A 24,921-nucleotide genomic window follows, 5' to 3' on the forward strand; every position below is an offset into this window, starting at 1 on the left:
GGGAGTGGGAATCGGGAATCGCAAAGGTAGTGGCTGCGGCTTTTTCCATTCCCGATTCACCATTCCCGATTCCCGTACAATTGGCGCATGCCTTTAATCACTCTGCAAAGCGTCGACTACAGCGTCGGCGGCCCCTTGTTGCTGGAAAAAACCGACCTCACGATCGAGCCGGGCGAGCGTATCGCCCTGATCGGCCGCAACGGCGCCGGCAAATCGACCTTGATGAAACTGATCGCCGGCGAGCTCAGGCCCGACGACGGCGAAGTGCGCGTGCAGCAGGGCGTGCGCATCGCACGGCTGGAGCAGGAGGTGCCGCAGGGTACCGGCGGCAGCGTGTTCGACGTGGTGGCCGATGGCCTGGGCGAACTGGGTCACTGGCTGGCCGAGTTCCATCAGCTCAGCCATGCCGAAGTGTTCGATGCCGATGCATTTGGCAAGGTGCAGGCTAAGATCGACGCGGCCGATGGTTGGGCGCTGGATCAGCGCGTCACCGAGACCCTGACCAAGCTGGAACTGGACGGCGATGCGGAGTTTGCGCGTCTGTCCGGCGGCATGAAGCGCCGCGTGTTGCTGGCGCGCTCGCTGGTGTCCTCGCCGGATGTGCTGCTGCTGGACGAGCCGACCAACCATCTGGATATCGAAGCGATCGATTGGCTGGAGTCGTTCCTGAAGAACTGGAGCGGCAGCGTGCTGTTCGTGACCCATGACCGGCGCTTTCTGCGTGCGTTGGCGACCCGCATCGTCGAAATCGATCGTGGCCAGGTCACCAGCTGGCCGGGCGACTGGGCCAACTACGAGCGGCGTCGCGAAGAACGGCTCAATGCGCAGGCGCAGGAAAATGCGCGCTTCGACAAGATGCTGGCACAGGAAGAAGTCTGGATCCGCCAGGGCATCAAGGCGCGTCGTACCCGCGACGAAGGCCGTGTGCGGCGTCTGGAATCGATGCGCAACGAGCGCGTGCAGCGTCGCGACCTGACCGGCAATGTGCGCATGGAAGTCTCGCAGGGCGAGTCGTCCGGCAAGAAGGTGATCGAGGCCAAGGAGGTCGGCTTTGCGTTCGGTGCGCGCACGATGGTCAAGGACTTTTCGACCATCATCCAGCGTGGCGATCGCATCGGTTTGATCGGCCCCAACGGTAGCGGCAAGACCACCTTGCTCAAGTTGTTGCTGGGCGATCTGCAGGCGCAGGAAGGCGAAATTCGCATCGGTACCAATCTGCAGATTGCGTATTTCGACCAATACCGCTCAACCCTGCGCGAGGATTGGAGCGCCATCGAAAACGTGGCCGAAGGCCGCGATTTCCTGGAGATCAATGGCAAGCGCAAGCATGTGCATGCGTATCTGCAGGACTTCCTGTTCACGCCCGAGCGCGCACGCGCGCCGATCACGCGGCTGTCCGGTGGCGAGCGCAATCGCCTGCTGCTGGCGCGGTTGTTTGCGCAGCCGTCCAACCTGCTGGTGATGGACGAACCGACCAACGATCTGGACGTGGAAACGCTCGAGCTGCTGGAAGAGTTGCTTGGCGAATACACCGGCACCTTGCTGCTGGTCAGCCATGACCGCGACTTCCTCGACAACGTGGTGACCTCGACGCTGGTGATGGAAGGCGATGGCCTGATCGGCGATTACGTCGGCGGTTATAGCGATTCGTTGCGTCAGCGGCGTACGCCGGCGACCAATGCGATGGCAGTCGCCAAGGCCTCGGCGACGGCTGCGGCGACCACGCCCGTTGCGGTTGCGGTGCCAGCGGTAGATGCCGCGCCCAAGCGCAAGCTCAGCTACAAGGATGCGCGCGAACTGGAGCAGTTGCCGGCCTTGATCGACAGCCTGGAGCAGCAGGTCGCAGCGCTCACCAATGCAATGAACGACCCGGCCTTCTATCAGCGCGACAGCGCAGCGATGGCCGCGCATACCGCCGCGCTGGGAGATGCGCAGGCGCAGCTGGATGCGGCGTTCGCGCGCTGGAGCGAGCTGGATAGTTGATTGCCGGACCGGCGCGCGACTGCGTGCCGGTCTTGTGGGTTGGTAGGCGCGGCAAACACGCATCGCGAGATGGGCGCGGCCTGCTTCGTGGTCCCATCAGTCTTTGATCGCTCTAACCCACCATTGCGTCATTTGTGGCCAAGACGTTGCCGCCATCGCAACAGCGTTCGAGAGGGTTTGTTAGCCGTCCTCAATCGCAAGCACTCGCAGGCGCCACAAATGCTGCAAATGTGAGCCCGCGAGCGGCCCAGGCAGTGGCGGCTTCATCGAGAATATCCAGCAAGGTATCGCGCTCATTCGGCGCTGCCTGCGCCAATGCCTCGGCGCCGTCGATCAACAACGCATAGCCGCGCGGGGAGGGCAGCCAGGCCAGATCGCGCAGCGCATCGCTCAATGCATCCCAGTTGCGGCCGAAGCTGGCGGGGAAATCCAGTTGGGTGGCCAGGCGCATCAACAGCATGCGCTTGTCGCTGCAGGTGGCCAGATCCACGCGCAGGATGCGCAAGCCGGCATCGCGCGCCAGCGCTGCCATGGTGTCCAGATCGTCGGTGTCGGCTTGATACACGCCAGATTGCTGCGGGTCGGACAGGTCCAGTGCAAAGTCGCCCGCGCTCATGGCGCCTGCTCCGGTGTCGGGCCCTGGAATGATTTGAAGGTTTGGTAATGATCGTCGCTGTAGTACCAGGTTTGCGGCGGGGTGCCGCCGGTGACGATGCGCCGTGCGCCGCGATCGGCGCTGCCGGGTGTGTCGACGGTGTATTCGCGGTAATAGCCGCGCGGATGCTCCGGTAGCCGGTGTTCGCGATTGCCGAACACGCCGCCATCCTGCGGATACGGAAACGGCCCGCCGCGCTGGATCAGGACGATGGTGGCCATGGCTTCGGTCGGCAAAAAGGCCGGCAAGTGCGGCACCTGACGCGCTGGCGGTGCTGCAGCGCTCGGTGCGTTGAGCTGTGGCGCAAACTGCGGCTTGGGCGTCTGCAGCGTCCGCATGCCCCATAAGCCGGCAACGAGCAGCACGATGGCGACGATCAGCAAAGCGGGCTTGCGCATGAAGACGATCCAGAAACGAAGAGTGTGCGGCAGAGCAAGTATGCCGCTGCGCGACTGTGTCGACTTTGAACGCGGCAGGGCGCCTTCGCGATTCACATCCAAGTAACCGGGGGCTGGTGCAAGGTGTGCAGCCAACAGGGCGTGGCACCCGATGCAATGGGATGAAGTTTCCCTGCCGCTGCCCTTGGTAAGCGCCGTCGGCGTCCTTACCATCTACCCCGCAACGCCCGGTCTTCGCCGGGCGGCAAGTCCAGGAGACACGCATGGCCTACACCCTTCCGCAGTTGCCCTACGCCTACGACGCGCTGGAACCGAACATCGATGCGCAGACGATGGAAATCCATCACACCAAGCATCACCAGACCTACATCAACAACGTCAACGCGGCGCTGGAAGGGACCGAGTACGCCGACCTGCCGATCGACGAGTTGGTGTCCAAGCTGAAGAGCCTGCCGGAAAACCTGCAGGGCCCGGTGCGCAACAACGGTGGTGGCCACGCCAACCATTCGCTGTTCTGGACCGTGTTGTCGCCCAACGGCGGCGGCGAGCCCAAGGGCGAGGTCGCCAAGGCGATCGACAAGGACATCGGTGGTTTCGAGAAGTTCAAGGAAGCCTTCACAAAGGCTGCTGTCAGCCGCTTCGGCTCGGGCTGGGCATGGCTGAGCGTGACCCCGGACAAGAAGCTGGTGGTGGAAAGCACCGCCAACCAGGACAGCCCGCTGTTCGAAGGCAATACCCCGATTCTGGGCCTGGACGTGTGGGAACACGCCTACTACCTGAAGTATCAGAACCGCCGCCCGGAATACATCGGCGCGTTCTACAACGCGGTCAACTGGGACGAAGTCGAGCGCCGCTACCACGCTGCGATCGCCTGAGTTTCAAGCTGACGCTGTAACGCAAGAAGGCCGGGAGCGATCCCGGCCTTCTGCGTTTGCTGCGGTCTGTCATGTAGGAGCGCACCTGGGCGCGAGGGGCTTTCTGGTGGGAAGCTCGGTCGCGCCCGGGTGCGCTCCTACGATTGTTGGAGCGGCAATTAGAACTTGGCGTCGAACTTTCCTGGGTAGTCGGTGTTGCCGCTGTAACGCAAGAAGGCCGGGAGCGTTCCCGGCCTTCTGCGTTTGCTGCGGTCTGTCATGTAGGAGCGCACCTGGACGCGAGGTGCTTTCTGGTGGAAAGCTCGGTCGCGCCCGGGTGCGCTCCTACGATTGCCGGAGCGGCAATCAGAACTTGGCGTCGAATTTTCCTGGGTAGTCGGTGTTGCCGCTGTAACGCAAGAAGGCCGGGAGCGATCCCGGCCTTCTGCGTTTGCTGCGGTCTGTCATGTAGGAGCACACCTGGGCGCGAGGGGCTTTCTGGTGGGAAGCTTCGGTCGCGCCCGGGTGCGCTCCTACGATTGCTGGAGCGGCAATCAGAACTTGGCGTCGAACTCGCGGGCGTAGCCGGTGTTGACGATGACCTTCTGTAGTGCGTCGCTGATCTTGATGTTGCCGGCCACGATCTGCTGGGTTTCCGGGCCCATGTTGTCCATGCGCGGCGGGGTGGCGCCCTTGTAGTCGCAGACGCGGCCACCTGCTTCGCGCACCAGCAGCACGCCGGCCGCGATGTCCCAGGCTTTGACGCCGGCTTCAAAGTAGGCATCGGCGCGTCCGCAGGCCACGTAGGCCAGATCCAGCGCGGCCGAGCCTGTGCGGCGCACGTCCTCGGCCTGCACCAGCACCGCATCTACGCACTTCAGCTGCGCACTGATCCGTGCGCGCTCACGCGGCGGGAAGCCGGTATGGATCATCGCGCCTTCCAGATCCTTGCGCTCGGCAATGCGGATACGGCGGTCGTTGAGCACCGCGCCGGCGCCCCGGCTGGCCGTGAATAGCTCGTTGCGCAGCGGGTCGAAGATCACCGCGTCGGTCGGTTCGCCGTTTTCCACCAGCGCGATCGACACGCAGTAATGCGGAAACCCGCGCAGGTAGTTGCTGGTGCCGTCCAGCGGGTCGATGACCCAGGTGTAGCGGCCACTCTTGCCGCCCTGCACGCCGCCTTCTTCACCGAACACCGCGTACTCGGGGTAACCGCGCTTGAGTTCCTTGATGATGACTTTTTCGGCATCGGCATCGACTTCGCTGGCGTAGTCCATGCGGCCCTTCTGCACCACGTTGAGTGCATCCAGCTTGTTGATACCACGCAACAGCACATTGCCGGCGAGGCGGGCGGCTTTGACCATGACGGTGACGGCGGGTTTCTGCATGGTTAAAGCTCCCGTGAAGGCAGAATCGAAAATGGCGAAGGTAAAAGAGCGGTCCGGCACCAAAGCCGGCCGCGCAGTTTACCATCTACGACCGAATAGCTCCCCAATCTCCGTTCATGTCCGTCAGCCAGCGCATCCGTTTTGTTCTTGTCGGTACCCAGCATCCAGGCAACATCGGCGCCGCCGCGCGTGCGATGAAGACCATGGGTATCTCGCGGCTGGTACTGGTGGCGCCCGAACGCGCACTCGATGAAGACGCGTATCGGCGCTCGGCCGGCGCCGAGGACGTGTTGGGCGATGCGCCGCTGTTCGCCACGCTGGGCGAGGCGGTAGCCGACTGCACGCTGGTGATCGGCTGCACGGCGCGCGCGCGTCGGGTGGCCTTGGAAGAGTTGCTGCCGGACGAAGGCGCGCAGCGGGCCTTGGCCAAGGCGAGCGAGCCGGCCGAAGTGGCGTTCGTGTTCGGCCGCGAGCGCACCGGCCTGACCAACGACGAATTGCAGCTCTGCCACGCGGCGGTGCATATCCCGTCCGACCCGCAGTTCAGTTCACTCAATCTGGCGGCGGCGGTGCAGGTGCTTGCCTACGAAGTACGGCTGGCACAGCTGGCCGCCGGCGAGGCCGAGCCAGCACCGGCCGCCGCCGCCGGCCTGCGCGACGGGCCGGCCAGCCATGCGCAGCTGGAAGGCATGTTCGGCCAGTTTGGCGAAACCCTGGACGAGATCGACTTCCACAAGGGCCGCGCGCCGGAGTCGGCGATGCGCAAGTTGCGGCGGCTGTTGTTGCGCGCGGAAATGACCGAGCAGGAGGTGCGGCTGATCCGCGGCATCCTGTCCGATGCGCAGCGCATGGCGATGCTGGCCAAGCGTGCCGGAAACTGACGTCTGTCACATCTTCACAGATTCGGCTAGGCTGTCCGCGGCTCTAGGGGAGTGTCCGTTTTGCGCGGTCTACAATGGTGTCTGATTGCCTGCTGGCTGGTGGCCGGGGCAGGCTTGGCCGCGACGGCTGCGGCAGCGCCCTCCTCGGTATTGGTGCTCGGGCGGATCAGCGATGACCCCGCCACGCATTACGATCAACTCAAGCCACTGCTGGACTATGTGGTGCCGCGCATGCGCGAGGTGGGCATTCGTCGTGGCGAGATCCTGATGGCGCCGGATGCGCGCCAGATGTCCAGCTATCTGCGGCGTGGCCGGGTCGACTGGGTCAGCGAGACCACCGGTGCGGCGATGTTGCTGGAGCGGCGCGGCGGCGCGCACCCGTTGCTGATGACCGAACGTGGCGGCGTGCGCGAGTTCCACACGGTTTTTTTCGTGCGCCGCGACAGCCCGATCCAGTCGCTCACACAACTGCGCGGGCATAGCCTGGCATTGCAGACTGCGTCCTCCACCAGTGGTTATCTGGTGCCGATGCTGGAGTTGATGCGCAACGGCATCGCCTGCGATGTGCTGCTGTCGCCCGACGACCCTCAGGTGCCGGGCTCGGTGGGCTATCTGATGGTCGGCTCCAAGTTGAATGTCGCTGCGTTCGTGCACAAGCGCCTGATCGATGCCGGGGCCTTCAGTAATCTCGATTGGGACGACGAGCGGCATCTGCCGCCGGTGTTCAAACGCGATTTCCGTATCGTGTACCGCAGCGCGCCGGTGCCGCGTGCAGTGGAAATGGTGCGCTCCGGCATGGACCCGGCAGTGGAGCGTCGCCTGCGCGTGGTGTTGCTGCAGGCAGCATCCGACCCGCAGGCCGGACCGGCGCTCAAGCGCTTTTTCGGCACCACCGCGTTTCACCCGCTGGATGGCAGCAGTCGCAGGCGTCTGGATGCGTTGAGCGCCGGCTTGCGGCACGTCAGGGATGAAATCGAATGAGCCAGGTGCGCTTCGGGTTGCAGGCACGTTTCCTGTTGGTCATGGCGCTGACCTTGCTGTTGGTCGGCGCGATCCTGGCGTCGCTGCTGCAGCGCCAGAGTGCGATGCAGCGCGAGGTGCGCGGGCTCAGCGCACAGATCCTGCACGAGCTGTTCGATCGCAGCCTGCGCACCCGCGGCGAGACGCTGGCGACCGAACTTGCCTCCGGCTTGGCCAATCCGCTGTATTACTCCGACCTGGGGGCGGTAGGCGCGCTGGTGCGCAATGCCTCGCGCCAGCAGGTGGTGACGTATGTGCTGGTGTTCGATCGGCGTGGCCTGTTGGTGCACGACGGCACGCCCAATCTGCAGCGCTACGGTCAGCGCATGGACGACCCGCTCGCGGCCAAGGCGGTGACCGCGCAGGCGATGCTGCTGCAATCCTCGCCCGAGGTGCTGGACGTGACGGTGCCGATCAAGATCGGCGATCAGCGCATCGGCGGGGTGCGCGTGGGCATGTCGCGCGAGCGGGTGCGCAAGATCGAGTCGGGCGCCAATCTGACCCTGGTGCAGAACCTCAATGCGATCGGCAAGCGCGATCTGGGCTGGTTGCTGGTGCTGCTGGCCGCGTTGGTGGCGCTGGGCGTGCTGCTGGCGATCTATGTGCAACGCACGCTGGTGGCGCCGGTGCGGCTGTTGGCGGCGGCGGCGCGGCAGATCGAGCGCGGCGACTACGCCGTGCAATTGCCGCCGCATCCGCGTAACGACGAGATTGGCGAGCTGATTTCCGCATTCGGCCGCATGAGCGAAAGCATTGCCCGGCACGACCGCGAAGTGCGTCATATGGCCTACACCGATGCGCTGACCGGGCTGACCAACCGCCTGGGTTTTCGCGAAGGTCTGGACTACCTGCTCAATACCGCGCGCAGCAGCAATAGCAAGCTGGCGCTGCTGTTTGCGGATATCGACGACTTCAAGCGCGTCAACGATACGCTTGGTCATGAAGCGGGCGACGAGGCCTTGTTGCAGTTCGCCAGCCGGATCAGTCGCGCGGTTTCTGCGCTGGGTGGCGACGATGCGATCCTGGCGCGCTTCGGTGGCGACGAGTTCGTGATCCTGCTGCAAAGCGGCGATGTCACCCTGCTCGCTGCACAGCTGGCGGACCGCCTGGTGCATGAATTGAGCCGCCCGTTGAACGTGCAGGGCCGCGAAGTGTTCCTGGGCACCTCGATCGGCATCACGCTGTTCCCCGACGATGCCAACGATGCCACCGCGCTACTGAAGAACGGCGACATCGCGATGTACCAGGCCAAGGTCGCCGGCAAAAACTGCCACCGCTTCTACAGCCGCGCGGCCGACCATGCGGTGGAGCGTCGCGTGCATATGGAGCACGAGCTGCGCGGCGCCTGGGAGCGCGACGAGTTGCGGCTGGTGTATCAGCCGATCTACCGCACCAGCGACCGGCTGCTGGTGGGCGTGGAGGTGCTGCTGCGTTGGCAGCACCCGGCGCTGGGCACGATTGCGCCATCGACGTTTATCGATATTGCCGAGCAGAGCGGGTTGATCGAGATGATCGGCCCCAAGGTGCTGCGCGCAGCCTGCCTGGAAGCCGCGCAGTGGCCGGAAGTGGGCGAGGGCCTGTTTATTTCGGTCAACGTGTCGCCGCGGCAGTTGCGCAGCGGCGATCTGATCGACACCGTGGCCGAGTGCCTGGCCGAGTCCGGGTTGCCTGCCGCGCGCCTGCATCTGGAACTGACCGAGACGGCGGTGATTGGCGACGAGATGATGGCCGCCAGCCTGCTCGATCAGCTGCACCGCACCGGTGTGAAGGTGTGGCTGGACGACTTCGGCACCGGCTTCTCCGGGTTGAGCCATTTGCGCCAGGTGCCGGTGGATGGGGTCAAGATCGACAAGAGCTTCATCGCCGACCTGCAGCGCGACCCGGACGATCTGGCGCTGACCACGGCCATCATCAACATGGCCCACTCGCTGGGAATCACCGTAGTCGCTGAAGGCATCGAGCAAGAGGCGCAGTTCAACCTGTTGCGCGAGCGCGGCTGCGATCTGGGGCAGGGCTACTGGTTCAGCAGGCCCTTGAGCCCGGCCGATATGGTCAAGCTGATCGCGGCGGGCTGAGCACCGTAGGAGGGCACCTGGGGGCGGTGGGGCGTTATCGGTAAGGCTTCGTCGCGCCCGGATGCGCTCCTACGCTGCACTGCTTGAGTTGGTTGATTACAACGGCCGTTTGCCGGTGTCGCCGGGGATTTCGCGTACCAGGCGCGGGACCAGATAGCCGGACAGGCGCGTGGCCAGTTCCGCATGCAGGGCGCGTGCGTGGGCATCGTCCACTTCGAAATGCGCTACGCCCGCTACGCGATCGAGCTGATGCAAGTAGTAAGGCAGCACGCCGGCGGCAAAGCTGCGTTCGCTCAACGCGGCCAGCGCGTCCACGCTGTCGTTGATGCCACGCAGCAGCACCGCCTGATTGAGCAGTTGCACCCCGGCATCGCGCAAGGCGTGCATGGCGCCGTCCACGTCGGCATCGAATTCGTTGGCGTGGTTGGCGTGGATCACAAACGCCACCGGCCACGGCAGGCTGCGCAGCCAGGCCAGCAGGGGCGCGTCCACGCGTGCGGGCAACACCACCGGCAGGCGGCTGTGGATGCGCAGCCGCTTGAGGTGTGGGATGGCGGCCAGGGCGTCGGTGAGTTCGACCAGTTTGGGCGTGGCCAGCGACAGCGGGTCGCCGCCGGACAGCAGCACTTCGTCGATGTCCGGGTCGGCAGCGATCGCCTCCACCGCCTTACGCCAGCCGTCGCGCGCGGCAGTTTCTTCTGCGTACGGGAAGTGGCGACGGAAGCAGTAGCGGCAGTGCACCGCGCAACTGCCGGTGGCGATCAGCAGGGCGCGGCCGCGGTATTTCTGGATCACCCCGGCGGCCGTCTTGGCGGCGGCATCGCCCACCGCATCCAGGCCGAAGCCTGGCACCGGCTGCATTTCTGCATCCAGCGGCAGCACCTGCCGTAGCAGCGGGTCGTCTAGGTCGCCGTGCCGCATCCGCGCCACGAAGGCCTGCGGGACGCGCAGCGGAAACTGCGCGGCCGCGTCTGCACTGATGCCGGCCGCTTGCGCGTCCAGGCCCAACAGTTCCAGCAATGCGCGCGGGTCGCGCACGGCATCGCGCCACTGCTGCTGCCAGCGCGGCGGCTGCAGGGTGGAGGGCGGGGATGGCTGTAAGGCGACGGGGGCTGCGGTTATCATGTGCGGTCACAAAACCAATGCCCGCCGGTTGCGGCGGGCGCCCCATTCTAATCCGACCGGCCACCGTGTGGCGGGTCGTGGTCTTATCGAGGAGCTGCACCATGGCCACTGTTGGCATGAACGACGTCAAGAACGGCATGAAGATCCTGGTCAACAATGAGCCGGCGGTCATCACCGAGACCGAATACGTCAAGCCGGGCAAGGGCCAGGCCTTCACCCGCATGAAGTACCGCTTCATCAGGTCCGGCCGCGTGGTCGAAATGACCATGAAGGCGACCGATGACCTGGAAGTGGCCGACGTGGTCGATACCGACATGCGCTACCTGTACAGCGATGGCGAGTACTGGCACTTCATGGACCCGGAAACCTTCGAGCAGGTGCAGACCGACAAGGCCGGCATGGGCGGCGCGGAGAAGTGGCTCAAGGGCGAAGAAGACTGCATCGTGACGTTGTGGAATTCCGCGCCGATCTGGGTGCAGCCGCCGAACTTCGTCGAGCTGAAGATCACCGAGACCGACCCGGGCGTGCGCGGCGATACCTCGGGCGGCGGCGGCAAGCCGGCCACGCTGGAAACCGGTGCGGTGGTGCGCGTGCCGTTGTTCGTCAATCAGGACGAAATCATCAAGGTCGATACGCGTTCGGGCGAATATTCGGCGCGCGTCAAGTAAGCCGGATGCGCCCGCGACGCCTGTCTGTTCGAGTGGTACGCAGTGCCGGTGTCCTGGTGGGGCTGTGGGCTGCGCTCGTAGCGTCCCCGGCCTTTGCGCAATCGGCCGCCGCAACCTGCGACGCCGGTGACGTGGCCGCCGTTGCGGCCATTGCAACCTCCGGTGTCGTGGGCGGCGATGCCGCCACGGTGCCGGTCGAGCGTGCAGTGGCCCAGACCTGCAAGCCGTGGCCGAACGATCCAGCCATCCGGCTGGCAGCAATCGCGTTTGCCGGCGACGCTCAGACCGTAGCTGGCGAGCGCGACCTTGAGTTGCGCGTGGCGATGCTCGATGCCGCCAGCGGTAAGGTGCTGGCGTTTTATGCGCAGGAAATGGGCGAGGACGCCGCCTTCGAACTTGCTGCCGACAGCCTGCGCCTGGATACGGCGCGCTATGACCTGGCCAAAGGCGTGCGCGCGATCGGCGTGGTGGTGCATAGCGCTGCGCGTGGGCCCAGCTGCCCGGATTTTTACAGCAATCAGGCATTGACCTTGCTGGTACGCGAGGGGCGCAACTTGCGCCAGGTGCTGCAACGCGATCTCTATGCCTGGCAACGTGTGGAAGGCGAGCCGTGCACGATGGGCAGGAGCGATGTCATCACCGAAGTCGCCAATCTGAGCCTGAGCATGGCGCCGCAGGCACATGCCGGCTATGCGGACATCGTGCTGACAGCCAACGTCGCTACCACGGAGAGCACCGCTGGCAGCGACACCGATACCGAACGCACCCGTCGCGTGCGCCAGGTGCTGCGCTACAACGGCCAGCGCTATGTGCCTGTGGCCGGTGGCGATCGCAGCTGGCCGTTCGACAACTAACCCTTTATGGATACGCTCATGACCAATGCCCCTCCCGAAGCGTGCGACCTGTTGATCGAAGCCGGTTACGTGGTGCCGATCGAACCGCATGCGGTGGTGCTCGAAAACCACGCGGTGGCGGTCAGCAGCGGCGTCATCGTGGCGATCCTGCCGACTGCCGAAGCACGCGCCCGGTTTGCGCCGAAGCAAACCGTCTCGCGCCCGGAGGCGGCGCTGATGCCGGGTCTGGTCAATGCGCATACGCATAACCCGATGACGCTGCTGCGCGGCATTGCCGACGATCTGCCACTGATGGTGTGGCTGCAGCAGCACATCTGGCCGGTGGAAGCGGCGGTGATCGGGCCTGAGTTCGTGGCCGACGGCACCACGCTCGCCATCGCCGAGATGCTGCGCGGCGGCACCACCTGCGTTAACGAAAACTACTTCTTTGCCGATGTGCAGGCGGCGGTCTACAAGCAACACGGTTTCCGTGCGCTGGTCGGTGCGGTGATCATCGATTTCCCCACCGCGTGGGCATCGTCGGACGACGAATACTTCGCGCGGGCCGGCGAGCTGCACGACCAATGGCGCGACGATCCGTTGATCGGCACCGCGTTCGCACCGCATGCGCCGTATACGGTGAATGACGCCAACTTCGAACGCGTGCGCATGCTCGCAGATCAGCTGGACATCCCGGTGCATCTGCACACGCATGAAACCGCGCAGGAAGTGGCCGATTCGGTGAAGCAGTACGGCCAGCGCCCGCTGGCACGGCTGGATCGGTTGGGCCTGGTCAACGACCGCCTGATCGCTGTGCACATGACCCAGCTCACCGAGGCAGAAATCCATCTGTGCGCCGAACGCGGCGTCAGCGTGGTGCATTGCCCCGAGTCCAACCTCAAGCTGGCGTCGGGCTTCTGCCCGGCCTGCGCATTGCAACGCGCTGGGGTGAACTTGGCCATCGGCACCGACGGCTGCGCCAGCAACAACGATCTGGATATGTTCAGCGAAAACCGCACTGCCGCGATCCTGGCTAAGGCCGTGGCCAACGATGCCACCGCGCTGGATGCGGCCACCACCTTGCGCGCGGCCACGTTGGGCGGCGCGCGTGCGTTGGGCTTCGGCGACAAGATTGGGTCGATCGAAATCGGCAAACAGGCCGATCTGGTCTGCGTGGATCTGTCTGCGCTGGAGACCCAGCCGCTGCATCATGTGCTGTCGCAATTGATCTACGCCGCCGGCCGTCATCAGGTCACCGATGTGTGGATCGCCGGCAAGCCCAAGCTGGTGCAGCGCGAGCTGATCGACATGGATACCGCTGCCCTGGTCGCCAATGCGCGGCAATGGCGCGAACGCATCCGCACCGTCCGCGCCTGATCGCGCGTCATCGCATCCCGGAGTTCCGCATGAATCCCACGACTCAATCCACCTCCAGCAATTTTCATCAGTCAGAGCTGGATAAATTCGCCGCGCTGGCCAACCGCTGGTGGGACGCCGACGGCCCGCAGAAGCCGCTGCATGCGCTCAACCCGGTGCGTCTTGCGTACGTGTCCGCACGCCAGGAATTGGCCGGCGCACGGGTGCTGGATGTCGGCTGCGGTGGCGGCTTGCTCAGCGAGTCGATGGCGCGCCTGGGCGCGCAGGTCACCGCAATCGATCTGGCACCGGAGCTGGTGAAAGTCGCCCGGCTGCACAGCCTGGAATCGGGCGTGCAGGTGGATTACCGCGTGCAGTCGGTGGAAGACCTGGCAGCCGAGCAGCCGGGCAGTTTCGATGCGGTGACCTGCATGGAAATGCTCGAACACGTGCCGGACCCGACCGCGATCATCCGTGCCTGCGCCAGCCTGCTCAAGCCGGGCGGCAAGCTGTTCCTGTCCACGCTCAACCGCACGCCGGCCGCATTCGCGCTGGCGGTGGTCGGTGCCGAATACATCGCACGGCTGCTGCCAAAGGGTACGCACCACTACAAGGACTTCATCAAGCCATCGGAACTTGCGGCGTGGTTGCGCAGCGCCGAACTGCAGCTGCAAGACGTCAGCGGCATGCTGTACGAGCCGTGGCGCAATCGTGCGCGGCTGTCCTCGCGCACCGAGGTCAATTATCTGGCGTATGCGGTGAGGCCGTGATGGGCGGGAATTGGGGCGTTGGGATTCGGTATTCACAACCGCGGTTGGCTGCGATCTTGATGTCTTTCGATTCCTGCCCGGCTGCTTGTCGTTGGTCACTCGTGGTGGGCGCGTGAGTTTTCCGCGTGCGGCGTTGTTCGATCTGGATGGCACCTTGCTGGACAGTGCGCCGGATATGCTGGCCACGGTCAATGCAATGCTTGCGGCACGCGAGCGTGCGCCGATTGCGTTGGAGCAGCTGCGACCGGTGGTGTCCAAAGGCGCGCGTGCGATGGTGGGTGTGGCCTTTGCCGAGCTCGATGACGCTGCGCGCGCCGACCTGGTGCCGGAGTTCCTGCGTCGCTACGAAGGCTTGATCGGGACCCACTCGCAGCTGTTCGATGGTGTCGAAGCGCTGCTGTCGCGGCTGGAAGCGGCCGGCTGCATCTGGGGCGTGGTCACCAACAAGCCCGAATCTCTCGCGCGCTTGATCCTGCCGCAACTGGGCTGGCAGCAGCGCTGTGCCGTGTTGATCGGCGGCGATACCTTGCCCGAGCGCAAGCCGCATCCGCTGCCGTTGCTGACCGCCGCCGAACGCATCGGCGTTGCGCCTGCGCAGTGCGTCTACGTCGGCGACGACGAGCGCGACATTCTCGCGGCGCGCGCGGCCAACATGCCGTCGGTGGCGGTGTTGTGGGGCTATCGCCTGCATGACGATGTGCCGGCGCGCTGGCAGGCCGATGTGCTGGTGGACCAGCCGCAGCTGCTGTGGAATCCGGCCACATGGCCGCAGACCTGATTCTTTTGAACTTATTTCTGGACCCGCCATGAGCCAATCCAGCGCTCTCGACAGTTTTCTCGATAAGTGGCGAACCCGATGGCCGGAGTGGTCGGTTGCCGAGCCGTTCGTTCCCGCAGCGCAGCGCCACCTGACCGCGGCCTGGTTCGCCTTGCTGCAGGAATGGGAGGACATCATGAATATCCCCGGCGACCCGTTGCCGGCCGACGCCAAGCTGGCGTGGTGGCAGCAGGAGTTGCGCGATTGGTCCAGTCAACGCTCGCGGCATCCGTTGGGACGCGTGCTGGAGCCGATGCGCGCGCCGTGGGCGCAGTTGGCCGAGACCTTGCCGACCATGCAGGTCGCACGCGCACAGCCGGCATCGCTGCAGCAGGCGCTGGACCAGTTACGGGCCTTTGCCGAGGCAGTGGTCGCTGTGGAAGCGGTGCTGTTTACGCGCACGGTGCCAAGCGATGCCACTGCGGTGTCGGTGCAATGGCTGGATGCACGTCAACGCGTGGCCGGCGATAGCGCCGCGCCTGGCGGTGTCACCACGGTGGCCTGGCGCACGCAGCTGTTGCATGCATGGCCACGCAAGCCGGCCTTGGCACGGCCGCATCGGGTGTGGTCGCGTCTTGCGCGGTTGCGCTTGCAGCGCGAGCTGGGCGGCAAGGTGGCCTATCCACCGCCGGTGCAGCAGTTGTGGCATAGCTGGCGCGCGGCCAGCGGCGCGGACTGAGCGTAACTGCGTCGGCCGTATGGCGGCCGTACCGTGCAAGCGCACTGGTGCGCGCCGCCGGTTGGCCGGATGTGCGCCCGTTGAAGTGTTGGCCGTGGACCGACGGCTTGCTGCGATCGGTTGATCGCAGCAAGCGATGCATCAGTGTGTGACTGCTGTGCTGCAGCTCAGAACATTCGACTCAGATCGGCGAATCCGGCAGCACCGAGTGATAGGCAATGAAGGCGTCATTGCATTGCAGTGGCGCGCCCGGGCTGGGTTTGCCTTGCAGCTGCACATCGTTGGGCACCGATTCCGTCAGCTGATCGTAAAAGCTCACCGGGCCGCCCTTGAAAGTGAAGTGTGTCGCCCCCGGATTACTCGCAGGCCCACCGAAATGCGGCTGCGCGAAGCTGACCTTGCCACCTTCCAGCACGACATTGTCCAACGAGATGGTGATCGGCCGGGTAGTGCTGGCATCGCGATACCCATAGAAACTCAGTTCGCCGCCACCCAATGTGGTCGAACCCAGCGAATGCACGTTACTGAGCGAAATGCCGTTGAACTGCGGGATCTTGTCGCGCGTCGCCGCATTGGCGTAATTGGCATCGAACACCAACGGGCGCGCAACCCCGCGCATGCAGATGTTCTCGAAACTGATGTCGTAGACCTGCCCGCCGCGTGAGGCATCGGACTTGATACGCAGGCCATTGGCCGAATACGGATCGCGCTGCACATCGTTGGCGTTGAAGCCGTCGATGCTCAACCCGCGCACGGCGATATGGCGCATGCCCGAATCGGTTTCGCTGCCGAGCGAGAACCCGTGGGTGTAGTAGAACTGGTTGTAGGCGAACAGCATGTTTTCCGAGGCGATGCTGCGCTTGCTGTTGGCATGCGCCTTGATCGCCACGCCGTCGTCGCCGGTGCCGATGTAGGAGTACGCCAGCAGCACATTCTTCGACTGACCGGGGTCGAAACCGTCGGTGTTCTTTGCGGTTTCTGGCGTAAAGCAGGTAGCGTGCGGATTGACGTCCGGGGTGCTGCCGGCCGGGCATTGGTAGCCAGGGCGCGAATAAACCAGGCTGGGTGCCAGGATCTTGATGCCCCACGCGGTCATGCCCACCACGTTGTCGCTGATGACATGGAAATTGGGCGAGTTTTCCAGGGTAATGTCGTACAAGGTGACGTCGGTGCTGTTGTCGATCTGCAACAGACGCGGCACGTGCTGACTCAAGCCTTTGGTGACGTTGAGGTACGCGAGATCCCACCAGCTTGCCTTGCCGGCATTGGGCCCGGCCGTGAGCGTGCTGCCGCCGCGGCCGTCGATCTTGCCCGCACCGACGATGGCGCTCTTGGCCGCATCGGAGATGTGGATCAGCGGATTGCACGACTTGGCCTTGTCGCTGGTGGCGGTGCCGCAGGTGCCCAGGCCGTTGTCGTAGTCCTGCGGATTGCGCGAGCCAAACAAGGTGACGCCGCGGTCGATCCATAGCGTGACCCCGCTCTTGATGGTCAGTGGCCCACTGAGCAGGCCGGACTCGCCGGCATCGCCGGGGACCAGATGCACCGCGCTGCCGGCAGGGCAATCGTCGATGGCCGCCTGCAGGCGTGCGGTATCGCGCTTGGAATGGGCGGGATCGGCATCCAGCGTGTCCAGCGAACCGGCCACCGGCACCAGCGCTGCCTTGAGCGTGGCGCAACTCTGCGTCGGCAAGCTCGGCTGTTGGACCACGCCCCAGCGGGTGGAGATGCTGTGCGCGGTGTCTGGCACATCCTGCCCATGCGGTCGCGCCGCGTCGGCCTGGAAGGCCGTCATGCCGAACAAGGCGAGTGTGAGCGGCGCGATGGCTGGAAAGGGAAACGTAGGTTGCATGGGGGGAGTGCTCCGATGGGGCGCGGCGGTGCAATCTGCGCGCGGCATCGATACGTTGCATGACATCTGGATGGCCGTGCGGGGGAGGCACAGTGCATGCAGTGCGGGTATCGATGTCGCTACGTCGATCGCTTAGGGGAGCCGTAAGCGTGGCGCCTCGTGCCGGCTGCCGACGTCGGAGGGGCGAACTCGGCACCGCATCCCCGAAGCCAACCAACGCATTGCCTCATCCAGCAATGCGCCGCCATCAGTGGAGCAGAGACGTGGCAAACAACATCGCCTGCTGGCAGGCCGCATCACGCGGGTTGCCAACAGGCGACGAGTGCAGTGCTAAACGCAGGTTTTGCTGCGAGGCTGCCGGAGAGCGGCGCAGCTGTCCTGGCTAACGCTCAGTCGGCGGCGCCCGCACCGCTATTGCCGTGCTCGTAAAAGCGGTTTGCCGAATTGGTGCAGCTGCTGCTGCAATAAGGGCGGCTTGCGGTGGATGCATTCCAGGGCGTGGTCTTGCGGATATGGCTGCCCAGCGTGGAGTTGCGCACCGTCACCTGACCATTGGGCGAGGTGCCGTTGACGTAAGCGCCCAGATTGCTGATGCCTTCGTCCCAGGCGCGGCCCAGATAGGTCTGGTTGTCGGGCGAACCGGACAGGCTGACGAAGGTGCTGTTGATGGCAAGAAAGCCGTACGCGCTGCCGGGGCGCGTGCTGGGTGCAAAGATATAGCCGCCTCGGCTGCTTCCCAGGCGTGCGCCGGTGGAGCGGATGTTGGCAGTGTCGAACACGCCGACGCCGGAGCCGAAGATGAAATCCACATCGCCATCGATGGTGCTGTTCTTGAAATACGCACGAATGACATTGGCTGCATTTGTCGCACTGATCAGCAAGGTGTCCTGGTTGCCGGTCACCAGCACATCTTCAAAGCTCGCCTTGTCGCCGCGCACTGCCAGCGCGACAGCCGCCTGGTTGTTGTCCGCGTAGGTGCCTTCGACGTAATTGTTGTCCACACGCAGATGGCGTGCCTGGAAGTCGGCCGCGCGTACCGTCAGCGTGGCGCTGTTGGATGTCCCCACCGTGGCGGCCGAGGCATTGCTGGCACACGCATGGCTCGCCGTCCCGGTGGGCTTGGGCGTGGGGTTGGCATTGTTGAAGCGGATGATGGTGTCGGCCTTGGCCGCACCCAGCCCGAACAGGGTCAACGGCGGCGCATTGGTCGGCACGCACACCAGTTCGGTATAGGTGCCCGCCTTGATGCTGATGTAGCGACGCGTGGTGCCGCCTGCGGTCACTGCCGCATCGATTGCCGACTGCACGGTGCGGTAGCGCGTGGAGCCATCCGCGGCCACCGCATAGTCCGCGCTGAGCAAGGCAACGCCGGCAGTGGGATTCCAGTTGTCGGTGACCAATGCAGTGATCGGCCCGGCCTTGGCCAGCGCTTTGGCGATCGTATAAGTGCTTGCTTCGCTGCTGGTGAGCTGCGGACGTGAAGCGGTGCCGGTGAGTGCTGCCGCATCAACGCTGACAAGACTCAATAGTGCAGCGGCGATGCAGGTCGTGCGGATGTGCGAGACGGACATGGTGTGGCGCTCTTTTGGGAAGGGACGCATACAGACACGTGGGGGCACCGCAGATGGTGTGCGCTGCGTGAGTCGTCGAGCGCGGTTGCCTGCGATGGAGCAGGCGTCGTGGTCGGGTTGGAGTTCACGTCGGTGCCGCCTGCGGTGCAGGGCGATGGTACTGCCGGGGTCGCTTGTTGGCGCCGGCGGCGCCAGGCAATGTGCAGGATGTGCGCTGTGGTCACGCTTTACACCAGCTGCAGGTCGCAACGCGCATCACTAGAGCGGCTCTCACAAGGTAGCGAGCAGCCGTCAGGTGGATGCGGGCGGCGCGAATAAAATGGCGTGCACGCGTGTTGCCTGCCGTACCTTGCGCCGCTAGCGCCCGTCTGGCGGCCGCGCAGTCATGTTGTTAGCCGCTCCTAACCGCGTTGTCAGCCGCGCTTGGCCACTGTCTCGATGCGGCTGCCTTGTACCGATGCGTTGCCTGTGCGTCCTCACATGCCGTGGGCGTGCGGCCTTCCAGACTCAACGGCCCGCGTAAAAACGCGTATGTCAGGAATCGAAATGGCAGATCCCAAAGAACTGCAGGAAAAATTCTGGAAGGCGTTGAAGTCCGACCGCACCGTGATGCTGGGCCTGGATGGCGTCGAAGACGGCCATGCGCGTCCGATGACCGCGCAGATCGAGGGCGACAGCGGTGGTCCGATCTGGTTTTTCACGTCCAAGGACAATGCATTGATCGCAATGTTGGGGCAGGGCCGTCGCGTCATCGGCGCCTTCAGCAGCAAGGGCCATGATCTATTCGCCAGCATCAGCGGATCGCTGCGCGAAGACACTGACCCGGCCGTGATCGAGCGGTTGTGGAACCCGTACGTCGCAGCATGGTACGAAGGCGGCAAGGACGATCCGAAGTTGGCGCTGTTGCGTCTGGACCCCGATCACGCGCAGATCTGGCTCAACGGCTCCAGTCTGCTCGCCGGCATCAAGGTGCTGTTCGGCGTCGACCCGAAGAAGGATTACCAGGACAAGGTAGCGGACGTTCCGCTGCGTTGACGGTTGCACGCACACGCGGCCTTCAATGCCGCGTGTGTGTGCCGATTGCGTCCCCACGATTGCGCATCGGTACACGACGACAGCGTTGGGATTTCGCTATCACGGTGTTATTGGGGGAACGCTTGGGTAAGGGCCGCCAGCGCGCGCGCCAGCCGTGCGTGCTGCATGCGCCTACGCCGCACTGATCTGCGCTTCACCACGGCAGAACACCGAGCAGCGCGATGATCAACCACCACGGCACAGCGCGCTTGCGCCGGTGCTTCATGAGGAGAGTGACATGCAGCAGATCGAGATCGGCCAGATGGTATTCCTGCGCGACGGCGAAGTTGGTGTTGGCGCGGTGCGCGATATCCGCAACGATGGCGCCGAGCTGGTGATCAATATCGAGAACGGCGGCGATTTCGTCCTGCCGGCGTCGGTGGTGCGCGATGTGCATTCTGGCAAGGTGTTATTGGATGTGGATCGGTTGCCAGAGGATGTGCGCAATGCGCTGCGTCATGTGCATGACAACGAGCTGCAGACCAGTACTTATGCTGCAAGCAATCCGCAGGATGGTGCGCTGAGGTAGACCTCCACGACAAGACCGGACTCACGACCTCGCGGGCTTCCGTGGTCGATTCCTTGCGCAACGGACCTTGCGCCGATCTGACATCGCGACTGCGACGCGCGCTGATTGATGAAAGCCTGGCGTTAACGGCGTCGTCAGTGAGCGGGCGCTGCGCGAAAAATAGTCTATTGCAGGCGCCAGCCGCGCTCTCGCATCGACAGGCCTGCAATGATCGCGTGTTGCATCTTGCAGGCGGCGGCAAGCGGGCTAGCAAGTACTTGTCATGGATGAGTCGCCTTGTTGACGACCCATCTCCGATCCGTCGGCCAGAGTGTTATGCATCCGGCAACAGGAACGTGCGCGGCACCGCATCGGCAGGCCCCGCCGACGGCAACGACGGTTGTTCCGCTTCATCCTTGAGTTGCACACCGGACAACTTACGGCGGAACGCTTCGCGCAACAGATATGCCAGCTTGTGCGTGGCGTCGGCGTAACTCAGTCCTTCGGCACGGATGTTGGAGATGCAATTGCGTGCGGCATCGGTCAAGCCGACGCGTGGCGTGTAGGTGAGATACAGGCCGAGACTGTCGGGCGAACTCAGCCCCGGCCTTTCGCCGATCAAGACGATCACCACGCGTGCCTTGAGCAGTTCGCCGACCTCGTCGCCTATCGCGACGCGCCCTTGTGCAACCAACACCACCGGCGCCAGCGACCAGGCTTCATGTGCAGCCAGGGCATCGATCTGTTCGAGCATGTGCGCCGCGTGCCGATGCACGGCCAGCGCCGAGAGCCCGTCGGCAACCACCACGGCGACATCATGCCCGCCGCCATGCACAGCGGTGAGCCCGCGCAGGTGCGTGGCAGCGTCGTCGGCCAGGCGGCGGCCCAGATCCGGGCGTTGCAGATAGGCATGCCGGTCCACCGCAGCGCTGTGCAACAGAATGCTGCTGCGCCCACGTTGTTCCAGTGTGGCCTGCAATGGTGCCGGGTCGAATGCCAGATGCACCGCATCGCGTGCCTGTGCATGCGCGAGCTGGAAATCCAGGTGCGCGGCAGTGGGCAGACTGGTGCCGACCCGCCCGAGTGCGATGCGCGCAGGGGTGAGCCGACGCAGTTGCGCCCAGGCATCGTGCGGGGGTGTCGTCGGGCTGCTCATTGCGGCGACTCGGTGGGGAAGTGCGACAGCGCACGGCGAAACGCTGCGGGTACCTCGTTGCCCAGTTCAAACCGCCCATCGGCGTGTAGCCGCAGAATGCCTTGCTGGTCCAGCCATCGCTCGAATTCGGGCGCCGCACGCAGGCCAAGTGCCTGACGCGCATACAGCGCATCGTGGAAAGAGGTTGTCTGGTAATTCAGCATCACATCGTCCGAGCCGGGAATTCCCATGATGAAGTTGATGCCGGCGGTACCGAGCAGGGTCAGCAACATATCCATATCGTCCTGGTCGGCTTCGGCATGGTTGGTGTAGCAGATATCGCAGCCCATCGGCACGCCAAGCAATTTGCCGCAGAAATGATCCTCCAGCCCCGCACGAATGATCTGCTTGCCGTCGTAGAGATACTCCGGGCCGATGAAGCCGACCACCGTGTTCACCAGCAGCGGCTTGAACTGTCGTGCCACCGCATAGGCGCGCACTTCGCAGGTCTGTTGATCCACGCCATGATGTGCGTTGGCCGACAGCGCGCTGCCCTGGCCAGTTTCGAAATACATCACGTTGTCGCCGACGCTGCCGCGCCGCAAGGACAGCCCGGCCTCGTAGCCCTCCTGCAGTACCGCCAGGTTGATGCCGAAGCTGGCATTTGCAGCCTCCGTGCCTGCGATGGACTGGAACACCAGATCCACCGGTACGCCGCGATTGATGGCCTCGATGGTGGTGGTGATATGCGCCAGCACGCACGACTGCGTGGGGATCTGGTAGCCGGTGATCACCGCATCGAGCATGCGCAACAACGTGGTGGTGGCTGCCAGGCTATCGCTGGCCGGATTGATGCCGATCACCGCATCGCCATTGCCGTACAACAATCCGTCGAGCACGCTGGCGGCAATGCCGGTGGCATCGTCGGTGGGATGATTGGGTTGCAGGCGCGTGGATAGCCGCCCGCGCAATCCCAGGGTATTGCGAAAGCGCGTGACCACGCGGATCTTTTGCGCGACCAGGATCAGGTCCTGCACCCGCATCAGCTTGGACACTGCGGCGACCATTTCCGGGGTCAGGCCGGGGGCTAGCGCAGCTAGTGTGGGTTCATCGGCCTGCGCGCTCAGCAACCAATCGCGAAACCCGCCGACGGTGAGGTGCGCCACTGCAGCGAATGCATGCGCGTCGTGCTGGTCGACGATCAGCCGGGTGACTTCATCGGTCTCATACGGCACCACGGCTTCATCAAGGAAATGCCGCAACGGCAGGTCTGCCAGCGCCATCTGCGCCGCGACGCGCTGCAGCTCGGAATCGGCCGCAAGCCCGGCCAGTTGATCGCCCGAACGTGCCGGCGTCGCCTTGGCCAGCAATGTTTTTAGATCGGCAAACTGGAACCGCTCGCCGCCGGCCGTAAACGCAAAGCCGCTCATCTGCCGCTGGCCACGGTTGACGTCTGGCTGCGCAGGCTCAGCACGCAACACAGCGCGCCAAACAGCAGCAGGCCGACAAAGATCAACGCCACGATCGGGTTGAACCACACCATCGCCACCAGACAGACCAACGCGAGCAACAGCGCAATCGTCGGCACCACCGGATACCCAGGTGCGCGGAAGCTGCGCTCCAGCCCAGGTTCAGAGCGTCGCAGCTTGAACAAACTGAGCATGCTCATGACATACATCACGATGGCGCCGAACACCGACATGGTGATCATTGCCGCCGTCAGCGACATGCCCTGAATCTTCACCACGCTGTCGCTGCAGATTGCGGCAATGCCGATCGCGCCGCCGGCCAGGATTGCGCGGTGCGGCGTACGAAAGCGCGACAACTTGGCCAGCCCGTGCGGTAAAAAGCCGGCACGCGCCAGCGCGAAAAATTGCCGCGAGTAACCCAGGATAATGCCGTGGAAGCTGGCAACCAGCCCGAACAAGCCGATCCACACCAGCATGTGCAACCAGGTCGAACTGGTGCCGACCACGGCCTTCATCGCCTGCGGTAGCGGGTCGTTGATGTTGGATAGCTGGCGCCAGTCGCCCACGCCGCCCGCAAACACCATCACGCCCAGCGCCAACACCACCAAGGTGAGAATGCCGGCGATGTAGGCGCGCGGGATCGTGCGCTTGGGGTCCTTGGCCTCCTCGGCCGCCATCGCTGCGCCTTCGATTGCCAGAAAAAACCAGATCGCAAACGGAATCGCGGCAAAGATGCCGGAGATGGCCGCAGGGCCGAACACATCGCTGCCGGCCCAGCCATTGGCGGCGAAGCGAGCAACGCTGAAACCCGGCGCTACCACGCCCATGAAGACCAACAGTTCGATCACTGCCAGCAAGGTCACGATAAGCTCGAAGGCAGCCGCAATCGCCACGCCGACAATGTTCAAGCTCATGAAGATCACATACGCGCCGATGGCGGCGATGCGCGGGTCCAGCGTGGGGAACTGCACATTCAGATACGCACCGATCGCCATCGCGATGGCCGGTGGCGCGAACACGAATTCGATCAACGTGGCCAGGCCCGCAAGCATCCCGCCATAGGTGCCGAACGCGCGCAGGCTGTAGGCGAATGGCCCGCCTGCATTTGGAATGGCCGTGGTCAGCTCGGTAAAGCTGAAGATGAAACAGGTGTACATCACCGCGACCAGCACGGTGGTGACCAGAAATCCGAGCGTGCCGGCGGTGCCCCAGCCGTAACTCCAGCCGAAGTATTCGCCGGAGATCACCAGACCCACCGCAATGCCCCACAGCTGCCAGGTGCCGAGGGTGGGCTTGAGTTGCTCGTTGCGCATGTCGCACATCTCCTGCAGTCGGGGGAGGGGAGACCAAGCACGTCGATTGCAAGGGCGTGATCGCCAGCGCGGGCTGACCGTCGCCGGCCGATCGGCCGCTGTCATCGGCGATGATCGACGTTCGTCCGGTTATACCCCAAAGCCCGGCGACGGACACAAGCGCCGCGGGTAGGTGTGGCGGAACGTGGTGGCGTTCCAATTCGATCAATCGACAAGTGGGTGGAATCGCCGACAGGCCTCTGTGCGGCTGCAATCGCTGAAAGCCCCTCTCCCCAAGGGAGAGGGGTTGTGGGGGTGAGGGTATGGTTACTCAGTTAACCAGCCGCTGCCGCACCCTCATCCGGCGCTACGCGCCAGCTTCTCCCGATGGGAGAAGGGAGGTGTCCACGAGTGGCTGTGAGCGCGCACGGGTTGAGCGCTTGATGCGCAAATACTGGTCTCGCCACAGCCCACGCATTCGGTCAATCAACACTTGTGTGGATTCGTCGAGGGCCCGC

General features: G+C 64.4%; 22 protein-coding genes and 1 other RNA gene. 13 read left to right on the forward strand and 10 right to left on the reverse strand.

Going from position 1 to position 24,921, the window contains the following annotated elements; all coding sequences use genetic code 11:
• The first annotated feature begins 87 nt into the window (after positions 1–87).
• Complete coding sequence (locus VC212_RS15835; protein ID WP_323526316.1) at positions 88–1,983, forward strand: ATP-binding cassette domain-containing protein; 1,896 nt, start codon at positions 88–90, stop codon at positions 1,981–1,983.
• 190 nt (positions 1,984–2,173) lie between these two features.
• Here VC212_RS15835 and VC212_RS15840 read toward each other — a convergent pair whose 3' ends face one another.
• On the reverse strand, positions 2,174–2,599 hold the full coding sequence (locus VC212_RS15840; protein WP_115527929.1) for a barstar family protein: 426 nt from the start codon (positions 2,597–2,599) through the stop codon (positions 2,174–2,176).
• A complete protein-coding gene (locus tag VC212_RS15845; protein ID WP_323526317.1) occupies positions 2,596–3,036 on the reverse strand; it encodes a ribonuclease in 441 nt (146 codons plus the stop codon). The genes VC212_RS15840 and VC212_RS15845 overlap by 4 nt, the downstream gene beginning before the upstream one ends.
• Before the next feature lie 263 nt (positions 3,037–3,299).
• Between VC212_RS15845 and VC212_RS15850 the strand changes: the two genes are divergently transcribed.
• Complete coding sequence (locus VC212_RS15850) at positions 3,300–3,911, forward strand: superoxide dismutase (RefSeq protein WP_039407641.1); 612 nt, start codon at positions 3,300–3,302, stop codon at positions 3,909–3,911.
• Between the two features lie 533 nt (positions 3,912–4,444).
• Here VC212_RS15850 and VC212_RS15855 read toward each other — a convergent pair.
• The gene (locus VC212_RS15855; protein WP_005994417.1) at positions 4,445–5,278 is read right to left on the reverse strand and encodes an inositol monophosphatase family protein; all 834 of its coding nucleotides are present in this window, start codon (positions 5,276–5,278) and stop codon (positions 4,445–4,447) included.
• Between the two features lie 116 nt (positions 5,279–5,394).
• Here VC212_RS15855 and VC212_RS15860 point away from each other — a divergent pair, with 116 nt between their 5' ends.
• The 3 genes from VC212_RS15860 to VC212_RS15870 are packed head-to-tail and all read left to right on the forward strand — an operon-like array spanning position 5,395 to position 9,254.
• Entirely contained in the window at positions 5,395–6,159 is a 765-nt protein-coding gene (locus tag VC212_RS15860) for an RNA methyltransferase (RefSeq protein ID WP_115559012.1), read from the forward strand.
• Positions 6,160–6,210: 51 nt separating this feature from the next.
• The gene (locus VC212_RS15865; RefSeq protein ID WP_323526318.1) at positions 6,211–7,140 is read left to right on the forward strand and encodes a phosphate/phosphite/phosphonate ABC transporter substrate-binding protein; all 930 of its coding nucleotides are present in this window, start codon (positions 6,211–6,213) and stop codon (positions 7,138–7,140) included.
• Entirely contained in the window at positions 7,137–9,254 is a 2,118-nt protein-coding gene (locus tag VC212_RS15870; RefSeq protein WP_055851992.1) for an EAL domain-containing protein, read from the forward strand. Before VC212_RS15865 ends, VC212_RS15870 begins: the two co-directional genes overlap by 4 nt.
• 96 nt (positions 9,255–9,350) lie before the next feature.
• On the opposite strand, the gene epmB is transcribed toward VC212_RS15870, so the two are convergent.
• Positions 9,351–10,379 (reverse strand): EF-P beta-lysylation protein EpmB, encoded by a 1,029-nt coding sequence (gene epmB, locus VC212_RS15875; protein ID WP_323526321.1) that lies wholly within the window; start codon positions 10,377–10,379, stop codon positions 9,351–9,353.
• Positions 10,380–10,480: 101 nt separating this feature from the next.
• Here epmB and efp point away from each other — a divergent pair, with 101 nt between their 5' ends.
• From efp to VC212_RS15905, 6 genes are all read left to right on the forward strand, one after another.
• Positions 10,481–11,047 carry an elongation factor P gene (efp, locus tag VC212_RS15880; protein WP_055851998.1) on the forward strand — a complete coding sequence of 189 codons (567 nt, stop codon included), beginning with the start codon at positions 10,481–10,483 and terminating at the stop codon, positions 11,045–11,047.
• 5 nt (positions 11,048–11,052) lie between these two features.
• Positions 11,053–11,901: a hypothetical protein gene (locus VC212_RS15885; RefSeq protein WP_323526324.1), complete on the forward strand. Its 849-nt coding sequence runs from the start codon at positions 11,053–11,055 to the stop codon at positions 11,899–11,901.
• Positions 11,902–11,919: 18 nt separating this feature from the next.
• Positions 11,920–13,257, forward strand: a complete 1,338-nt coding sequence (locus VC212_RS15890) for a TRZ/ATZ family hydrolase (protein WP_323526325.1) — start codon at positions 11,920–11,922, stop codon at positions 13,255–13,257.
• 29 nt (positions 13,258–13,286) lie between these two features.
• Complete coding sequence (gene ubiG, locus VC212_RS15895) at positions 13,287–14,006, forward strand: bifunctional 2-polyprenyl-6-hydroxyphenol methylase/3-demethylubiquinol 3-O-methyltransferase UbiG (RefSeq protein WP_055852321.1); 720 nt, start codon at positions 13,287–13,289, stop codon at positions 14,004–14,006.
• A 112-nt stretch (positions 14,007–14,118) separates the two neighbouring features.
• Positions 14,119–14,784, forward strand: a complete 666-nt coding sequence (locus VC212_RS15900) for a phosphoglycolate phosphatase (protein WP_323526326.1) — start codon at positions 14,119–14,121, stop codon at positions 14,782–14,784.
• Positions 14,785–14,812: 28 nt separating this feature from the next.
• On the forward strand, positions 14,813–15,502 hold the full coding sequence (locus tag VC212_RS15905; protein WP_323526327.1) for a phytoene/squalene synthase family protein: 690 nt from the start codon (positions 14,813–14,815) through the stop codon (positions 15,500–15,502).
• A gap of 181 nt (positions 15,503–15,683) precedes the next feature.
• On the opposite strand, the gene VC212_RS15910 is transcribed toward VC212_RS15905, so the two are convergent.
• From VC212_RS15910 to VC212_RS15920, 3 genes are all read right to left on the reverse strand, one after another.
• Positions 15,684–17,354, reverse strand: a complete 1,671-nt coding sequence (locus VC212_RS15910) for a glycoside hydrolase family 28 protein (protein ID WP_323526328.1) — start codon at positions 17,352–17,354, stop codon at positions 15,684–15,686.
• Positions 17,355–17,743: 389 nt separating this feature from the next.
• Positions 17,744–18,925 carry a putative acyl-CoA thioester hydrolase gene (locus tag VC212_RS15915; RefSeq protein ID WP_115562232.1) on the reverse strand — a complete coding sequence of 394 codons (1,182 nt, stop codon included), beginning with the start codon at positions 18,923–18,925 and terminating at the stop codon, positions 17,744–17,746.
• A 265-nt stretch (positions 18,926–19,190) separates the two neighbouring features.
• Positions 19,191–19,266: non-coding RNA, sX9 sRNA (locus tag VC212_RS15920), on the reverse strand.
• 190 nt (positions 19,267–19,456) lie between these two features.
• Here VC212_RS15920 and VC212_RS15925 point away from each other — a divergent pair.
• Together VC212_RS15925 and VC212_RS15930 are read left to right on the forward strand one after the other, a co-directional pair.
• A complete protein-coding gene (locus VC212_RS15925) occupies positions 19,457–19,960 on the forward strand; it encodes a pyridoxamine 5'-phosphate oxidase family protein (RefSeq protein ID WP_193552451.1) in 504 nt (167 codons plus the stop codon).
• 277 nt (positions 19,961–20,237) lie between these two features.
• The gene (locus VC212_RS15930) at positions 20,238–20,528 is read left to right on the forward strand and encodes a hypothetical protein (RefSeq protein ID WP_323526329.1); all 291 of its coding nucleotides are present in this window, start codon (positions 20,238–20,240) and stop codon (positions 20,526–20,528) included.
• A gap of 313 nt (positions 20,529–20,841) precedes the next feature.
• Here the strand turns inward: VC212_RS15930 and eutC are convergent, their stop codons facing one another.
• The 3 genes from eutC to eat are packed head-to-tail and all read right to left on the reverse strand — an operon-like array spanning position 20,842 to position 24,433.
• The gene (gene eutC / locus VC212_RS15935; protein WP_323526331.1) at positions 20,842–21,663 is read right to left on the reverse strand and encodes an ethanolamine ammonia-lyase subunit EutC; all 822 of its coding nucleotides are present in this window, start codon (positions 21,661–21,663) and stop codon (positions 20,842–20,844) included.
• The gene (locus VC212_RS15940; RefSeq protein ID WP_323526333.1) at positions 21,660–23,072 is read right to left on the reverse strand and encodes an ethanolamine ammonia-lyase subunit EutB; all 1,413 of its coding nucleotides are present in this window, start codon (positions 23,070–23,072) and stop codon (positions 21,660–21,662) included. The genes eutC and VC212_RS15940 overlap by 4 nt, the downstream gene beginning before the upstream one ends.
• A complete protein-coding gene (eat, locus tag VC212_RS15945) occupies positions 23,069–24,433 on the reverse strand; it encodes an ethanolamine permease (protein WP_323526335.1) in 1,365 nt (454 codons plus the stop codon). The genes VC212_RS15940 and eat overlap by 4 nt, the downstream gene beginning before the upstream one ends.
• Positions 24,434–24,921 lie beyond the last annotated feature (488 nt).

Origin of the sequence: Xanthomonas sp. WHRI 8932A, assembly GCF_035012785.1 — a bacterium.
Lineage (GTDB): Bacteria > Pseudomonadota > Gammaproteobacteria > Xanthomonadales > Xanthomonadaceae > Xanthomonas.

Coding starts and splice junctions, on each gene's coding strand:
- VC212_RS15835 (WP_323526316.1), top strand. CDS start 88: ATGCCTTTAATCACTCTGCAAAGCGTCGACTACAGCGTCGGCGGCCCC.
- VC212_RS15840 (WP_115527929.1), bottom strand. CDS start 2,599: ATGAGCGCGGGCGACTTTGCACTGGACCTGTCCGACCCGCAGCAATCT.
- VC212_RS15845 (WP_323526317.1), bottom strand. CDS start 3,036: ATGCGCAAGCCCGCTTTGCTGATCGTCGCCATCGTGCTGCTCGTTGCC.
- VC212_RS15850 (WP_039407641.1), top strand. CDS start 3,300: ATGGCCTACACCCTTCCGCAGTTGCCCTACGCCTACGACGCGCTGGAA.
- VC212_RS15855 (WP_005994417.1), bottom strand. CDS start 5,278: ATGCAGAAACCCGCCGTCACCGTCATGGTCAAAGCCGCCCGCCTCGCC.
- VC212_RS15860 (WP_115559012.1), top strand. CDS start 5,395: ATGTCCGTCAGCCAGCGCATCCGTTTTGTTCTTGTCGGTACCCAGCAT.
- VC212_RS15870 (WP_055851992.1), top strand. CDS start 7,137: ATGAGCCAGGTGCGCTTCGGGTTGCAGGCACGTTTCCTGTTGGTCATG.
- epmB (WP_323526321.1), bottom strand. CDS start 10,379: ATGATAACCGCAGCCCCCGTCGCCTTACAGCCATCCCCGCCCTCCACC.
- efp (WP_055851998.1), top strand. CDS start 10,481: ATGGCCACTGTTGGCATGAACGACGTCAAGAACGGCATGAAGATCCTG.
- VC212_RS15885 (WP_323526324.1), top strand. CDS start 11,053: ATGCGCCCGCGACGCCTGTCTGTTCGAGTGGTACGCAGTGCCGGTGTC.
- VC212_RS15890 (WP_323526325.1), top strand. CDS start 11,920: ATGACCAATGCCCCTCCCGAAGCGTGCGACCTGTTGATCGAAGCCGGT.
- ubiG (WP_055852321.1), top strand. CDS start 13,287: ATGAATCCCACGACTCAATCCACCTCCAGCAATTTTCATCAGTCAGAG.
- VC212_RS15905 (WP_323526327.1), top strand. CDS start 14,813: ATGAGCCAATCCAGCGCTCTCGACAGTTTTCTCGATAAGTGGCGAACC.
- VC212_RS15910 (WP_323526328.1), bottom strand. CDS start 17,354: ATGCAACCTACGTTTCCCTTTCCAGCCATCGCGCCGCTCACACTCGCC.
- VC212_RS15915 (WP_115562232.1), bottom strand. CDS start 18,925: ATGTCCGTCTCGCACATCCGCACGACCTGCATCGCCGCTGCACTATTG.
- VC212_RS15925 (WP_193552451.1), top strand. CDS start 19,457: ATGTCAGGAATCGAAATGGCAGATCCCAAAGAACTGCAGGAAAAATTC.
- VC212_RS15930 (WP_323526329.1), top strand. CDS start 20,238: ATGCAGCAGATCGAGATCGGCCAGATGGTATTCCTGCGCGACGGCGAA.
- eutC (WP_323526331.1), bottom strand. CDS start 21,663: ATGAGCAGCCCGACGACACCCCCGCACGATGCCTGGGCGCAACTGCGT.
- VC212_RS15940 (WP_323526333.1), bottom strand. CDS start 23,072: ATGAGCGGCTTTGCGTTTACGGCCGGCGGCGAGCGGTTCCAGTTTGCC.
- eat (WP_323526335.1), bottom strand. CDS start 24,433: ATGTGCGACATGCGCAACGAGCAACTCAAGCCCACCCTCGGCACCTGG.